Origin of the sequence: Devosia aquimaris (assembly GCF_020169335.1) — a bacterium.
Taxonomy (GTDB): Bacteria; Pseudomonadota; Alphaproteobacteria; order Rhizobiales; family Devosiaceae; genus Devosia; species Devosia aquimaris.
This window is the reverse complement of record NZ_JAIEZN010000001.1, coordinates 1,886,925-1,901,432: the sequence shown is the minus strand read 5'-3', so window position 1 is coordinate 1,901,432 and position 14,508 is coordinate 1,886,925. Positions and strand designations below refer to the sequence as shown.

The following is a 14,508-nucleotide window of genomic DNA, read 5'->3' as shown; positions in this document are numbered from 1 at the left end:
CGATGCCGGAGTATCTCGAGTATGCACAAACTTTCTACGCGGCAGCGTACCCTGGCCAGCGCAATTGAATTCTCCGGCTATGGTGTTCACAGCGCCCAGCCGGCCAATCTCAAGATTTCTCCCGCGCCAGCCGACAGTGGTTTCATGATCTGCCGCGCCCTGGGCGACGGCAAGACGACGCCGCCGGTCAAGGTGCATTTCTCCCGCGTCAGCCGCACCACCCTGTGCACCACCGTGGACCTGGGCGACAGCGTCAGCGTCGCCACCATCGAGCATGTGACCTCGGCGCTCAGCGGCATGGGCGTGGACAATGCGCTGATCACCATCGATGGCAGCGAGTGCCCGATCCTGGATGGCAGCGCGCGTCCGTTCTGCGAGGCTATCCTGTCTGTGGGGCTGGAAATTCAGCCCGCGCAGCGCAAGTTCCTCAAGATCATGCGTGCGGTCACCGTGCGCAACAATGACGCCTTCGCTGCGCTCGAACCCTACAACGGCCGTTCGCTCGATCTCGAGATCGACTTTGACAGCAAGGTCATCGGGCGCCAGCGCATGATCTTCGACTGGACGCCGCGCCGCTATTTCGACGATGTGTCGCGCGCCCGCACGTTCGGCTTTGCCCGGGACGCCAAGATCTTGCGCCAGGCTGGCTATGCCCTGGGGTCGAGCCTGGACAATTCCATCACCGTGCATGAGAACCGCGTCCTCAACCCCGGTGGCCTGCGCTACGAAGACGAATTCGTGCGCCACAAGCTGCTGGACGCCATTGGCGACCTCTCGCTGGGCGGGCTGCCGATCTGGGGCCGCTTCCGCTCCTACAAGGGCGGCCACGCGCTCAACGCGCATGTGCTGTCCGGACTCTTTTCCAGCGAAGCCAATTATGAAATAGTCAACGCGGAAGATCTGCCGCTTGAGTATCAGGCCTTTGAGGAGCAGCCCGAGGGGCTGGCCGTCAATCCCTATCTGCGCTCGGTGCGCTGAGGCAAAGGGTAGCCGACAGGCGCCACAGTTTTGATCCAATTCGTGAATAGGCCGCTATGACCAGCGCCATGACCTATGAGAGACGGGGCAGTTCGTGACAATTGATAGTTTCGGTGGCGTAACCGGCCGCGCAGCCCGCTTTGTGACCATCGCCATGGTGGCCGTCGTGCTCGCCGGCTGTTCCCTGTTCGGGCCATCCAAGATCAAGGAAGAGCCGATCATCCCGGCGCAGACCCTGTATCAGAAGGCGCTGGACGATATCGATCGCCAGTATTTCCAGTCGGCCGTGAAGTCGCTGGAAAAGCTCGACCGCCAGCATCCCGACAGCGAACTGCTGCAGCAGTCCAAGGTGATGCAGGTTTTCGCCAACTATCGCTCCAACAAGCTCAACGAGGCCATTGCGGCTGCGGATCGCTATCTGGCGCTGTATCCCAATGGCAAGGACGTGCCCTATATCCTTTATCTCAAGGGCAATTCCTATTACGCGCAGATCAAGGACATCACCCGCGACCAGCAGCTGTCCAAGGATGCGATCGACACCTATACGCTGCTGATTTCGAACTATCCCAAGTCCGAATATGCCAAGGATGCGCGCGAAAAGCTGCTCGTGGCCTATGACCAGCTCGCCGGCAAGGAAATGTCGGTCGGCCGCTATTACCTGGGCAATGGCCAGTATGCCGCCGCCATCAACCGCTTCCGCGAAGTGGTGGAGACCTGGCAGACCTCGACCCATATCGAGGAAGCCCTCTACCGCCTGACCGAGGCCTATCTGTCGCTGGGCCTGACCAGCGAGGCCATGTCGGCTGCCGAAGTGCTGGGCCACAACTATCCCTCGAGCACCTGGTACAAGCAGGCCTTCGACCTGCTGGGCAAGCAGGGCCTGGCACCGACCGCAAACAGCGGCAGCTGGCTGGCCGGCATCCGTCGCTAAGCAGCACCAACAGATGACAACGACGCGTCGGTCCGCCGGCGCGTCGTTGCTTTTTGCGGTTCCGCATTGGCATCGGACACCCAGCACAGAGCGCGAGACTTCGCGCGGGGCGGCGCGGCGGGCACGGCCCCGGAACACCGTGCTGGCTGCAAGATTGTGTTGCCATTTTGTTCCGTTTCACTATGATCCGCCAAAGTCCTTTTGTGTGTGCAAAGGGCGATTGCGCCGTTCGCTGAAGCGGCGCCGGGATGCTAGATAGACGTGAGCGCCGGCTGCGGGCCGGTTCACACAAGTTCGGGAATGGTCGCGCATGCTGAACGCGCTCTCGGTTCGAAACATCGTTCTGATTGATCAGCTCGACCTGGCGCTGGATGAGGGCATGACCGTGCTCACTGGCGAGACGGGCGCTGGCAAATCCATCCTGCTCGATGCGCTGACGCTCGCCCTGGGCGGGCGCGGCGACGCCTCGCTGGTGCGCAGCGGGCAGGACAGCGGCCAGGTGGTGGCGGTGCTGCAGCTGGCGGCGGACCATCCGGCGCGCACGGCGCTGCGCGACAATGCTATCCCTGACGACGAAGACATCATCCTGCGCCGGGTGCAGTTCGCTGACGGACGCACCCGCGCCTTCATCAATGACCAGCCGGTGTCGGCGGCGCTGCTGCAGCGCGTGGGCAGCCAGATTATCGAAATCCACGGCCAGCATGACGATCGCGCCCTGGTGGATGTGGCGACGCACCGGGCGGCGCTGGATGCTTTTGGCGAGCTGGACGGCGCTGCAGAGGCGGTCCGCGCGGCACATGGCACGCTGAGCGACGCCCAGGATGCCGTTGCGGCGCAAAAGGCCCTGGTGGCCGAAGCGCTGGCGGCCGAGGACTATGCGCGGCATACGGTGGAGGAATTGTCCAAGCTCGGCCCGGCAACGGGCGAGGAAGAGCAATTGGCCGAACGCAGGCAGCAGCTGCAGCAGGTGGAGCGCTCGGCGTCGGATGTGCGCGAAATCGACGACATGCTCAATGGTCCGGCCGCGCCGGCGCCGGCCCTGGCGAGCCTGATGCGGCGGCTGATGCGCAAGATCGACGGCGGCGCGACCCTGTTCCAGCCCTTTGTCGACACGCTCGATGCCTCGCTGGCCAGTCTTGACCGGACCAGCGATGCGCTTGAGGACCTCAAGCGGGCCATGGCCTATGATCCGTCCGAACTGGAGGACGTGGAGGAGCGCCTGTTTGCGCTGCGCGCTGCAGCCCGCAAGCATCAGACGACCTGTGATGGCCTGGTGGATGTGCTGGCGCGCTATAGTGCCGACCTCGACACGCTGCAGAGCGGGGAGACGCGGCTGGTAGCGCTGGAGGCCGCGCAGGCCAAGGCCATGGAGGCCTATCGCAAGGCGGCCGACAAGCTGAGCGCCGGACGGGCGCGCGCGGCAGCGGCGCTGGGCAAGGCCGTTGGCGCCGAACTGCCCGACCTCAAGCTGGGTTCGGCCAAGTTCATTGTCGACCACCAGATCGACAACGCCCGTGTCGCGGCCTCGGGCTATGACCAGATTGCCTTTCACGTGCAGACCAATCCGGGCACCGCGGCCGGGCCGCTGCTCAAGGTCGCGTCGGGCGGCGAGTTGAGCCGGTTCCTTTTGGCGCTCAAGGTGGTGCTGGCCGATCGCGGCTCGGCACCCGTCTTGATCTTTGACGAAATCGACACCGGCGTCGGCGGGGCGGTTGCCGATGCCATTGGCCGGCGCCTGGCGCGGCTGGCCGGCAAGGTGCAGGTGCTGGCGGTGACGCATGCGCCGCAGGTGGCGGCGCGAGCGCAGCGCCATCTGCTGATCGAAAAGCAGATGGTCAAGGAGGGTGCCTTCATGCGCACCCATGTCAAACCGCTCGATACGGCGGCGCGCCAGGAAGAGGTAGCGCGCATGTTGGCCGGCGCCACGGTCACCGACGAGGCCCGCGCTGCAGCCAGCAAGCTGCTGAGCGAAGTAAGCTAAGGCTGCGGCCTGGACCCAAGGCACGGGGGCGGCCGCAAGGCTGGGGGACCCGCAAGCGTGCCCGACAAAGAGACAATCGAGTAGCGCGATGATCGACCTGACCCAGAAGCCCGTTGATGAGCTGACCGAGGCCGAGGCTGATGCCGAACTGGCGCGCCTGGCTGCGGCCATTGCGGCAGCCGATATTGCCTATCACCAGAATGACGCGCCCGAGATCACCGACGCCGAATATGACGGGATGCGCCGGCGCAACGACGCCATCGAGGCGGCGTTTCCGCACCTGGTGCGCGAGGATAGTCCGTCGATGTCGGTGGGGGCGCCGCCGGCCGAAGGCTTTGCCAAGGTGCGGCACGGCGAGCCGATGCTGAGCCTGGCCAAGGCCTATACCGATGACGACGTGCGCGATTTCATCGAACGCGGCCGCCGGTTCTTCGAGCGGGACAAGGACCTCGACATCGCCTTCACGGCCGAGCCCAAGATCGACGGGTTGTCGGCGTCGCTGCGCTACGAGAAGGGCGTGTTCGTGCAGGGCGCGACTCGTGGCGATGGAACGGTGGGCGAGGATATCACCGCCAATTTGCGGACCATCGCGGATATTCCGGAGCGCCTGGCCGGCTCGGGCTGGCCTGATGTCATCGAAATCCGCGGCGAAGTCTATATGAGCTATGCCGAGTTCCAGGCGCTCAAGGCGCGCTCGGCGGCGGCGGGCGGACAGGACTATGTCAATCCGCGCAATACGGCGGCCGGGTCGCTGCGGCAGAAGGACCCTGCGGTGACAGCCAGCCGCAAGCTCAATTTCTTTGCCTATGCCTGGGGCTATACCACCATCGACCCGGCGCCGACGCAGTTCGAGGCGGTGCAGAAATTTGCCGTGTGGGGCTTTCGCGTCAGCCCGCTGATGGTGCGGGCGCAGTCGGCCGATGAGCTGATCGCGCATTACCGGCTGATCGAGCAGCAACGCTCCTCACTGGGCTATGACATCGACGGCGTGGTCTACAAGGTGGACCAGCTCGAGCTGCAACGCCGCTGGGGCTTTGTCACCGGCGAGCCGCGCTGGGCCGTGGCGCACAAGTTCCCGGCAGAGCAGGCGACCACGGTGGTGCGCGCCATCGACATCCAGGTGGGGCGCACCGGCACGCTGGCACCCGTGGCGCGGCTGGAGCCGGTGACGGTGGGCGGCGTGGTGGTGGAGAACGTCACGCTGCACAATGAGGACTATATCAAGGGCATCGACAGCAAGGGCGAGCCTATCCGCGAGGGCATCGACATCCGCGTCGGCGACACGGTGGTGGTGCAGCGGGCAGGGGATGTGATCCCCCAGATCGTGCGCGTGGTGCTGGAGAAGCGCCCCACTGACGCCGTCCCGTACGAGTTTCCGCATGTCTGCCCGGTGTGCGGCTCGGCGGCGACACGCGAGGTCAATGAGAAGACCGGCAAGGAAGATTCGCGGCGGCGTTGCACCGGCGAGTTGATCTGTCCGGCCCAGGCCATCGAGCGGCTCAGGCATTTCGTGTCGCGTGGCGCCATGGATATCGAGGGGTTGGGGGCGGAGAACATCGATCTGTTCTTCAACGCCGGTCTCGTGCGCACGGCTGCCGATATCTTCACCCTGAAAGATCGGCGACCCGAGGTGCAGCAGGCGCTGGCGGAGCGGCGCGAGGCGCAGGCCCGGCAGCGCGAGGCAGCATCGGGCAAGGTGCGCAAGGCCGTGCGCGCGGTGGAGGATCGCAATTACGAGGGGCTCGACAAGCTGTTTGCGGCGATCGACGCCCGGCGTAATCCGGAGCTGGATCGCTTCATCTTCGCGCTGGGCATCCGCCATATCGGGGAGACCACGGCGGCCGTGCTGGCGCGCACCTTTGGCAGCATGGAAGAGCTGATCCGGGTCGGCAAGGCGACGGCGGCAGCCGAGGATCCGCTGAGCGTATTCCCCTCGGTGGATGGCATCGGCGGCACGGTGGTGGGCGCGCTGGTCGATTTCTTCGGCAATGAGCGCAATGACGATGTGGTGGAGGCGCTGCTGGCCCAGGTGACGCCGCAGCCCTATGTGGTCAATGTGTCGGCCGACAGCCAGGTCGCCGGCAAGACGGTGGTGTTCACCGGCTCGCTCGAAAAAATGACACGATCCGAGGCCAAGGCCATGGCGGAGCGGCTGGGTGCCAAGGTGGCAGGCTCGGTCTCGGCCAAGACCGACATCCTGGTGGCCGGGCCCGGCGCAGGCTCCAAGCTCAAGACGGCGCAGGAGCATGGCGTTGAGGTTTTGACCGAAGACGAATGGTTCGCGCGCATCGGCAAATAGACTAGGCTGGCCAGACGGCCCGCCATGGGGCCAAGACCCCGGAGGAGACGGGAATGAAGACGCTGGTCCTGGCTGCACTTGCCGCGCTTGCTGCCCCGCTTGCCGCGCAGGCCAGCGAGATTGGCGATGCCTTGGCGCGGCACCTCTATGAAGGTTCGGCCCTTGCGGGCCAGTCCGAACTCGCCGAACAGAAAGCTGCCGGGGAGCCGGAAGCCTGCTTTGCCTGGTCCATGCTGGGGCTGGTTGCCGCCTATGAGGGGCTGGCGCAGGATCTTTATCGCTATGGCGCCACCACGCCGGACGTGCCGACGGCCGCGCTGCTGCTCGGTATCGGTCGCATGGATGGCAATCCCCCGATGCCGGCCAATCCTAACCCAGAGACGCTGACCTATGAGGCCTTCCGGACGGTTCTAAGTGATTTCCGTGCCGATCTGGCGGTGGCCCAGGCGGGCTTTGAGTGTGGGGGCGCTGAGGCTGCAGACTATGTGGTGCCGCTCGACGTGCTCAAGGCGCGGGTCGACTTCAACGGCGATGGCAAGATCGCGGATGGCGAGACGCTTGGCGCGCTCTTTGATCCGCTGGTCAATGGGTCGGAAGGGTTCGAGGTCGATCCGGCGCTGGTCGAGAAGTCCAAGAGCAAGGGCGTTGCCACCGATACATCGATTGGCTTTGACGCGGCCGATTCCATCTGGCTGGCCGGCTATAGCCAGGTGATCGGGGTACAGCTCGATCTCGTGCTGGCCCATGATTTTTCGGAGTTCTTCAAGGCCTTCATGCATCGAAGCTTTCCGCTGTCGGGCCTGCCCATGCAAGAGTTTACCCAGGGCGGCACGCTGATCATGGATCCGGCGAGCGACGCTGGCATTGCCGACGTCATTGCGGCGATCCATACGCTGAACTTCCCGGTGGTGGACCGGGCGCTGCTGCAGTCCATCCCGGAGCAGTTGCATCGCATCACGGCGTTGTCGCGCCAGAACTGGGCGCTGATCCTGGCCGAGACCGATGACAATCGCGAGCTTGTGCCCAATCCGGAGCAGACGTCGCTTTTGCCCGACATGACGGTCACCGAGGAGACGGTTGCGGCCTGGCACGAGACGCTCGATGTGCTCGACCAGATCATCGACGGCGAACTGCTGATCCCGCATTGGCGTTTTTCCCAGGGCTTTGACCTCGCGGCCTATTTCGCCGAAGCCGAGCGCACCGACCTGGTGCTGCTGCTGACAGGGCAGGCGGCTGTTCCCTTTCTGCGGGATGGGCCGGTGGCCGACGCCGAGAGCTTTGCCGCGGCCAATTCGGTCTTTGGCGATCGCCTGCTCAACTACAGCTTCTGGTTCAACTGAGTTCAACCCGCCTGCCGCTTTCACCAGCCTGCGCTTTACCCCCTGGAGACGATTGATGCGCCTTGCTGCCCTCGCCACCGGCCTGTTCATGGCCTTCACTGCCGCAGTTGCGGCGCAACCCTATGCTGCGCCCGAGGACCTGATCGCGGCGATCTACGAGCCCTATTTCGGCGGGGCCTTCCCCGAGGACGAGTCCGCGCAGCGCTCCATGGCGCTGCAGGCGCTCTATGATCGCGACCAGGAAATCACCCCTGAAGGGGAGATCGGCGCCATCGACTTCGACCCCTATGTCGACGGGCAGGACTATGAGATCACCGACCTGGTCATTGGAACGCCCGACATTTCCGGCGACAGGGCGATCGTTGATGTCACCTTCAAGAATTTCGGTGAACCGCGCGCGCTGACCTATGACCTTGTTTTCGAGGATGGCGGCTGGAAGGTCGACGATCTGGCGTCCACGCTGGGGGACTACCCCTACCGGCTGACCGAGATCTTTGCGATGGCGGCAGGCGGCCAATAGGCAGACCAGCTTGCCGAACTGTAATGGATCAGCCGCAGTTCGGCCACCAGCCGACCATGTTTGCGCCGTGCGTTCTGGCTAGCCCTTGGGTTAGCAATCAGGAGGTCGCGGATGCGCGCAGTTCAAATTCTGGTGGCGGTGGGCGTTGTGCTCGCCGCCGCCCCGCTGGCTCAAGGCGCCGAGTTCAGCGACCCCAAGGCGCTGGTGACGGCCATCTATGCCGAATACCAGCCCGGCGTCATGGCCAGCGACCCTTCGGTCTATTATTCACAACGCCTCAAGGCCATTTTCGAGCAGGCCAGCGAGAACCGCGTGCTCAGCGATGATGACGCCCGGCCAGACGCTATCCAGCCGGTGCCGCGCTTCAATCCGTTCCTGCCCGATGTTTCCGCCCTGTTGTTCGATGTGAGCATCGGCGAGCCGGTGCTGATCGGCGACCGGGCGCTGGTCAATGTCAGCTACCACAATTTCGACCATCCGCGGCTGCTCAGCATTGCCGCCGTGCGCGAGGACGGCGGCTGGAAGGTCGATGACGTCGCCTCGCTGGGTGACGAGGATCACTGGCTGCTGAGCTGGGCGCTGATCTACGACCCGCTGCGCAACTGAGTGGGCCGACCCATGTCCCCATCAGGGGCAGGGGGATGACCGTCCGTCGCAGCACGGGCAAGGCGGAACCCTGATCATCCGGCCGCGTCATCACCCGGCTTGTCCGGGTGATCCACATGCTGGTGCTGGGTTGCCCGGACGCGCCGGGCAATGACGGAGGGCGTGGAGCAGCTGGGGAAAGTCCGCAGGTGCGCGCGGTGGAGGCAAGGGGATTGTGCCCGTTTGCCCCCACCCTCGTTCCCTCCCCTCAAGGGGGAGGGATGCAAAAGAGCCGCATATCCACTTATGAGAGAAGCAATCTATAGCGCTGCGGTCGCCTGCTTGAGCCAATCGCGGACCTTGCCCTTGACCGCCGGGCTGATCTCGTCCCAGACGCGGGCGTGATAGGCGTCCAGCCAGGCGCGTTCGGCGTCCGTGAGCATGGACTTGCGGATCAGCCGCTTGTCGATGGGCACCAGCGTCAGGGTCTCGAAGTCGAGATAGCCGGGAAAGCCGGCACTGGCGCGCACGGTGATAAGGTTTTCAATGCGAATGCCATAGGCGCCGGCCTTGTAGTAGCCGGGCTCGTTGGACAGCACATTGCCGATCTCTAGCGGCAGGGGATAGCGGGCCGAGAGGCCGATCGGGCCTTCGTGCACGCCCAGATAGGCGCCCACGCCATGGCCGGTGCCATGGTTATATGTGACGCCGTCCTGCCAGAGGAACTGGCGGGCCAGCACGTCGAGCTGGGCGCCGCTGGTGCCACCGGGAAAGCGCGCCATGGAAATGGCGATCATGCCCTTGAGCACGCGGGTGTAGCGGTCGCGCTCCTCGTCGCTGGGCTTGCCGGTGGACAGGGTGCGGGTGATGTCGGTGGTGCCCGAGAGATATTGCGCGCCACTGTCGACCAGCATGATCTCGCCCGGCGCCAGGCGCCGATCAGTCTTGCCGGTGACGCGATAGTGCACGATGGCGCCATTGGGGCCGGCGCCGGAGATGGTGTCAAAGCTCGCGTCGACGCAGCTCTCCTCTTCGCGACGGAAGGCCTCGAGCGCGGTGACGATGCCGATCTCGGTCAGTTCACCCCTGGGCGCAGTGTCGTCGAACCAGGCGAGGAACTTGGCCAGGGCGATGCCGTCCAGCCGATGGGCCTCGCGCATGCCGGCCAGTTCAGCGTCGTTCTTGCGCGACTTGGGCAGCAGCACCGGATCGCGCTTTTCGATCAGCTTGGCGCCGGCGTCGCCCAGCGTGGTCAAAACGGCCTGGGGAGCGGTGGCGGGGTCAACCAGCACGGACTTGCCCGCTGCACCCAGGGCGGCCATGGCCGGGGCAAAGGCGGCGCTTTCGGCAATCTCGGCGACACCTTCGAGACCGGCAGTGAGCTCAGGGGTGATCTTGGCCGGATCGAGATAGAGCGTCGGCTGGCCGGTGGCCGGCACTATGGCAAAGCCCAGCACGAAGGGCGTATTGGGCACGTCGCGGCCGCGGATATTGAGGAGCCAGCAGATCGACTCGGGCAGGGTCAGCACCGCAGCGTCGGCGCCGTCCTGGCCGAGGAGGGCCTGGATATCGGCGACCTTGTCCGCAGCCGCGCGACCCGCGCGATTGTGGCCCAGGATCTCGATGGTACTGACCGGCGCGCCGGGGCGATCGCTCCAGATGGCATCGACCAGATTGGCATGGGGCACGATCTTGGCATGGCCATTGAGCTTGGCCTGGAGGTCGCGCACTTCGCCGGGCGTGTGCAGCCAGGGATCATAGGCCAGGGTGCCGCCCTTGGGCACGTAGCGGGTGAGGTCGGGCGAATAGCCGCCCTGCTGCCATTCGTGCACCGTGACCAGCGATGTGTCGGTCTCGGCCGGAGCCTGGAGCGTATAGCGACTATCGACGAACAGGCCCGCATCCTTTGTGCCGATGACGGCGACGCCGGCCGAGCCGGTGAAGCCGGTGGCCCAGGCCAGGCGCGCGTCGCCGGGCGGCACCGACTCGCCGCGATGGGCGTCAGCGCGTGGAATCAGGAAAGCATCAACACCGGCCGAAGCCATGGCGCCGCGCAAGGCGGCGAGCCGGGGGGGCACCTGGCTGGAATCGGTCTTGGAATCAAAACTCTGAAACACGGCAGGCGGAAAAGTCTTGGTCGTCATGGAAGCTCTATCCTTGGTCCGGAGTGCGCTCCGGTCATGGCTGGGCTGTGTGCAGACACCTGCCCAATCGATTGTGTGGGCCTAACTTAGTGGCAGAGCAATGGAGAGCAAGCATGACAAACGGCAAGTCGGTTTTCAGGCGCGTGATTGATGCCATGATCAGCGGTCGCGAGATGCAGGCGCGGCGCTACATCGCCCGCTATGCGCGGGAACATGAGCCCATGAACCGCGAATTAACGAAGCGGTAAGGGGCCTTGCGAGTCTTGCAGGGCTGGTGTTCAGTTTTGGGACTAACCGAACCCTAAGCATTTGCCTAAATAGGCTTGTGACGCAGGCAATAGACCTCCGTCGGAAGTGCGTGGAGATGATGATGACTGAGAGCAAGAACGATTTTCGCAAGGCGCTGGGTTCGGTGATCGATGCCCGTGGCCGCGAATCGAGCCGCCAGGTCAGCTATCGCATGCAGCACCAGCTGATCGGCGCGTTCACCAAGCGCCCGTAAGGCCGCTGCAGTTTACTGCTGACGATCTGAGTGATCCCCGAAGCCTGCTTCGGGGATTTTGCTTTTCCGGGATGCGGTGTTGCGGCGCTGACTGTGGCGTCAGCGTTTTTCCAGCATCAGCGTGGTCCAGTCCTTGCGCTGCAGCTTCTGGGTCAGCACCATGCCCTGACGACCATAGGCGTTGATGACGCCACGGGCCTGGTGTTCGAGAATCCCGGAGAGAATGACTGTCGCGCCGGGAGCCGCCGCGCGGCCCATGGCGGGCGCCAGCGCCATCAGCGGACCGGCCAGGATATTGGCGACGATCAGGTCATAGGGCGCATTCTGCGCGATGATGGCGTGGTTGAGCCCGGTGGCCTGGAAGGCAATGATTTGCTGGCCGACGCCGTTCTGGGCGGCATTGTCGATGGTGGTGGTCACCGAAATGGGGTCGATGTCGCTGGCCAGCACGGTGCGCCGGGTACGCTTGGCCAGGGCAATGGCGAGCACGCCCGTGCCGGTGCCGACATCGAGCATGTTGCGCGGCTTGCGGCGCTTGAGCACGCGGTCGATGGCTTCCAGACACCCTGTGGTGGTCTGGTGGTGGCCGGTGCCGAAGGCCTGGGCGGCGTCGATCTTCATCGGCGTCAGGCCGCCCGGGATGGGGCCGGTCTCGTGGCTGCCATAGACGTAGAAGCCGCCGGCAATCACCGGGGCCAGGCCTTCGAGCGAGCGCGCTACCCAGTTGATCTCGGGGTCGATGGGGGCCACGGAGAAGCTTACCTCTCCGCCCAGGATCTCCCGCGCCAGCGTCTCAAAGGCGGCCACGTCCGGCGGGCTGTCGCAGGTGGCCTCGAAAAACCACTCACCGGTGTCTTCGTTCTCATGCGCCGAGGCGGTCAGTGCCAGGTCGTCGCGCTCCATCACGGCGTCGACCAGGGCATAGGCCTGTTCCTTGGAGAGCGGCGCAGTGAGCTGATCGACGGACATGACGGGATTCCCTAGGCTTTTCGCCTTGTTGCGCCATCGGCTCCCGATCGTCAATCCGAGACGTCCGCATTGTGCCTCTGCTGTGCTAGTTTTGCTCCATTGCCGCAGAAGTGCATTCATGGTCCGGCGATGCAGAGGGCACTGGGTCGCCAAGATATCTGAGATTTGAGGAGCTAGGCGATGAGCAACGCAACCGTTGGTTCTGGTGTCAATCCATCTGAACTGCTGGATCGGCAGTATCGTGACAGCAAGAAGCTTGAGGCCCGGGCCAATCTGCACCGTCGCTATGGTCGCAGCGACGGGCCCGACTGGTTTGTCTGGATCGCCCAACAGGCCAATCTGCCAGCAGGCGCCAGGGTGCTGGATATCGGCTGTGGCCCAGGCTGGCTATGGGAGGCGGGCAGGGCCGGCTTTCCGTCTGAGCTTGATCTGACGCTGGCAGACTTCTCTGCCGGTATGGTGGAGGCCGCGGTCAAGGCGGCCAATGCCGCGGGACATTATGCGCGGGTTGAGGGCGTTGTGGCCGATGTCAGCCAGTTGCCGTTTGCCGACGCCAGCTTTGACGCGGTGCTGGCCTGCCACATGCTCTATCACGTGCCCGATGCAACGGTTGCGCTCAAAGAGTTGCGGCGTGTGTTGCGTCCGGGTGGGATCGTTGCGGTGACGACCAATACAGAGGGCAATATGGCGCCGCTTTATGCGCTGGGTGCGGCGGCCTTTGGCGGCGCGCCAAGCGATCCGGCCGCCGATATCTTTGGCCTCAACCGCGCCAAGGACCTGATGGAAGCGCTGTTCGACGAGGTGGTCATGACGTCGGTGGCGGGTGACCTCAATGTCACCAGTGCCGAGGATCTGGTGCTGGCGCTGACTTCGTTCCCGCCGGGGCAGGATGCCGACGTTGCCGCCGTGGCTCATCTCTATGAGCTGACCAAGGCGGCCATGGTGGACGGTGGCGGCGCCATCCACATTCCCAAGGTGTCGGGCATGGTGCGTGGCATCGCGCCCCGCTGACGGCAGCGGCGCCTAGAGCTTGACCGCGGTGCCCGAGACCGAAACCATCAGCATGGAGCCGCCCTGGCCGACGACCTCATAGTCGATGTCGATGCCAATCACGGCGTCGGCGCCGCGGCGGCGGGCCTCGTCTTCGAGCTCGGCAAAGGCCTGCTGGCGGGCATCGCGCAGGGTGGATTCATAGGCACCGGCGCGGCCGCCGACGATGTCGCGGATATTGGCGAACATGTCCTTGAAGATATTGGCGCCGACGATGACCTCGCCGGTGACAATGCCCAGATAGTCGCGGATCGGGCGACCTTCGATTGAGGGTGTGGTGGTGATGATCATGGGGCCAACTCCGCTGGAACAGCCAAGAGATAGCGACGCTTGCGGCAAACTGTAAGGGGCGCGGCGCCAATGCTGCGGAATGTCGCTTGACTTAGAGTGCGCTCGAAGTTGTAGCCAAGGTAAATCGAGAGATCAGGGCATCCGATGAAGATCAGCGACCTTGCAGAACGCACCGGGCTGACGGCCCACACCATCCGCTATTACGAGCGCATTGGCCTGATGCCGGCTGCCCAGCGCGACCGGTCCGGCCATCGTGCCTATGACGAGCGGACACTGGTGTGGGTGGAGTTCCTGGGGCACCTCAAGACCACCGGCATGCCCATCCGCGACATGCTGGACTATGCGCGGCTGCGGGCGGCCGGCGCGGGAACCGAGGGGCAGCGCAAGGCCATGCTGGCCCGGCATCGCGACGCGGTTGCGCTGCGGGTGGTTGCCCTCACGGAATGCCTTGATGTTCTCGATGCCAAGATCGCCGGCTATGGCGACTAATGCGAGACGAGGACGATCACCATGATCAGCAACGACAGATATACGCGCGGAGAGAAAGCCCTGGCCGAGATTGACGGGGAGGCCGGGCAGGCGGTGATCGATTCACTGGCCGATATTGCGCCTGATCTTGCCCGCTATGTGATCGAGTTTGCCTTTGGCGATGTCTATTCGCGGCCGGGGCTCGACCTGCGGGCGCGCGAGATCGCCACGATTGCGGCGCTCACCGCAATGGGCACGGCGCGTCCGCAGCTCAAGGTACACATCAATGCCGGGATCAATGTCGGCCTCAGCCAGCAGGAGGTGGTCGAGACCATCATGCAGATGGCGGTCTATGCCGGCTTTCCAGCGGCGCTGAACGGGATCGCGGTCGCGCGTGAGGTTTTTGCTGAACGCGCACTGGCGGCTTAGGCGGCTGTCCATAGGCATGGG

At 64.6% G+C, this 14,508-nt stretch carries 15 protein-coding genes; 12 read left to right on the top strand and 3 right to left on the bottom strand.

Annotation, left to right across the window (positions count from 1 at the left end; all coding sequences use genetic code 11):
* Window positions 1-21 precede the first annotated feature (21 nt).
* The 7 genes from lpxC to K1177_RS09125 all read left to right on the top strand — a co-directional run bounded on the left by lpxC (window position 22) and on the right by K1177_RS09125 (window position 8,655).
* On the top strand, window positions 22-978 hold the full coding sequence (gene lpxC, locus K1177_RS09155; RefSeq protein WP_224702995.1) for a UDP-3-O-acyl-N-acetylglucosamine deacetylase: 957 nt from the start codon (window positions 22-24) through the stop codon (window positions 976-978).
* 94 nt (window positions 979-1,072) lie between these two features.
* Window positions 1,073-1,909, top strand: coding sequence for an outer membrane protein assembly factor BamD (locus tag K1177_RS09150; protein WP_224702994.1), 837 nt, complete (start codon window positions 1,073-1,075; stop codon window positions 1,907-1,909).
* 310 nt (window positions 1,910-2,219) lie between these two features.
* Window positions 2,220-3,890 (top strand): DNA repair protein RecN, encoded by a 1,671-nt coding sequence (gene recN / locus K1177_RS09145; protein ID WP_224702992.1) that lies wholly within the window; start codon window positions 2,220-2,222, stop codon window positions 3,888-3,890.
* Window positions 3,891-3,978: 88 nt separating this feature from the next.
* Window positions 3,979-6,189: an NAD-dependent DNA ligase LigA gene (gene ligA / locus K1177_RS09140; RefSeq protein WP_263574798.1), complete on the top strand. Its 2,211-nt coding sequence runs from the start codon at window positions 3,979-3,981 to the stop codon at window positions 6,187-6,189.
* Window positions 6,190-6,242: 53 nt separating this feature from the next.
* Window positions 6,243-7,529 carry a hypothetical protein gene (locus K1177_RS09135; RefSeq protein ID WP_224702991.1) on the top strand — a complete coding sequence of 429 codons (1,287 nt, stop codon included), beginning with the start codon at window positions 6,243-6,245 and terminating at the stop codon, window positions 7,527-7,529.
* A gap of 55 nt (window positions 7,530-7,584) precedes the next feature.
* Window positions 7,585-8,049 (top strand): DUF3828 domain-containing protein, encoded by a 465-nt coding sequence (locus K1177_RS09130; RefSeq protein ID WP_224702989.1) that lies wholly within the window; start codon window positions 7,585-7,587, stop codon window positions 8,047-8,049.
* A gap of 111 nt (window positions 8,050-8,160) precedes the next feature.
* On the top strand, window positions 8,161-8,655 hold the full coding sequence (locus tag K1177_RS09125) for a hypothetical protein (RefSeq protein WP_224702988.1): 495 nt from the start codon (window positions 8,161-8,163) through the stop codon (window positions 8,653-8,655).
* Between the two features lie 299 nt (window positions 8,656-8,954).
* Here the strand turns inward: K1177_RS09125 and K1177_RS09120 are convergent, their stop codons facing one another.
* Entirely contained in the window at window positions 8,955-10,778 is a 1,824-nt protein-coding gene (locus K1177_RS09120; protein ID WP_224702987.1) for an aminopeptidase P family protein, read from the bottom strand.
* Window positions 10,779-10,891: 113 nt separating this feature from the next.
* On the opposite strand from K1177_RS09120, the gene K1177_RS18420 reads away from it, so the two are divergent.
* Window positions 10,892-11,026 carry a hypothetical protein gene (locus tag K1177_RS18420; protein ID WP_263574797.1) on the top strand — a complete coding sequence of 45 codons (135 nt, stop codon included), beginning with the start codon at window positions 10,892-10,894 and terminating at the stop codon, window positions 11,024-11,026.
* Window positions 11,027-11,148: 122 nt separating this feature from the next.
* On the top strand, window positions 11,149-11,280 hold the full coding sequence (locus tag K1177_RS18415; RefSeq protein WP_263574796.1) for a hypothetical protein: 132 nt from the start codon (window positions 11,149-11,151) through the stop codon (window positions 11,278-11,280).
* Between the two features lie 99 nt (window positions 11,281-11,379).
* On the opposite strand, the gene K1177_RS09115 is transcribed toward K1177_RS18415, so the two are convergent.
* Window positions 11,380-12,249, bottom strand: coding sequence for a 50S ribosomal protein L11 methyltransferase (locus tag K1177_RS09115; protein WP_224702986.1), 870 nt, complete (start codon window positions 12,247-12,249; stop codon window positions 11,380-11,382).
* Between the two features lie 180 nt (window positions 12,250-12,429).
* Between K1177_RS09115 and K1177_RS09110 the strand changes: the two genes are divergently transcribed.
* Entirely contained in the window at window positions 12,430-13,260 is an 831-nt protein-coding gene (locus K1177_RS09110; RefSeq protein ID WP_224702984.1) for a class I SAM-dependent methyltransferase, read from the top strand.
* Between the two features lie 12 nt (window positions 13,261-13,272).
* Here K1177_RS09110 and K1177_RS09105 read toward each other — a convergent pair whose 3' ends face one another.
* Complete coding sequence (locus tag K1177_RS09105) at window positions 13,273-13,590, bottom strand: heavy metal-binding domain-containing protein (RefSeq protein ID WP_224702983.1); 318 nt, start codon at window positions 13,588-13,590, stop codon at window positions 13,273-13,275.
* A 144-nt stretch (window positions 13,591-13,734) separates the two neighbouring features.
* On the opposite strand from K1177_RS09105, the gene K1177_RS09100 reads away from it, so the two are divergent.
* Window positions 13,735-14,079 carry a MerR family transcriptional regulator gene (locus K1177_RS09100; protein WP_224702982.1) on the top strand — a complete coding sequence of 115 codons (345 nt, stop codon included), beginning with the start codon at window positions 13,735-13,737 and terminating at the stop codon, window positions 14,077-14,079.
* Window positions 14,080-14,100: 21 nt separating this feature from the next.
* Window positions 14,101-14,487, top strand: a complete 387-nt coding sequence (locus K1177_RS09095) for a carboxymuconolactone decarboxylase family protein (protein WP_224702981.1) — start codon at window positions 14,101-14,103, stop codon at window positions 14,485-14,487.
* The last annotated feature ends 21 nt before the right edge of the window (window positions 14,488-14,508 follow it).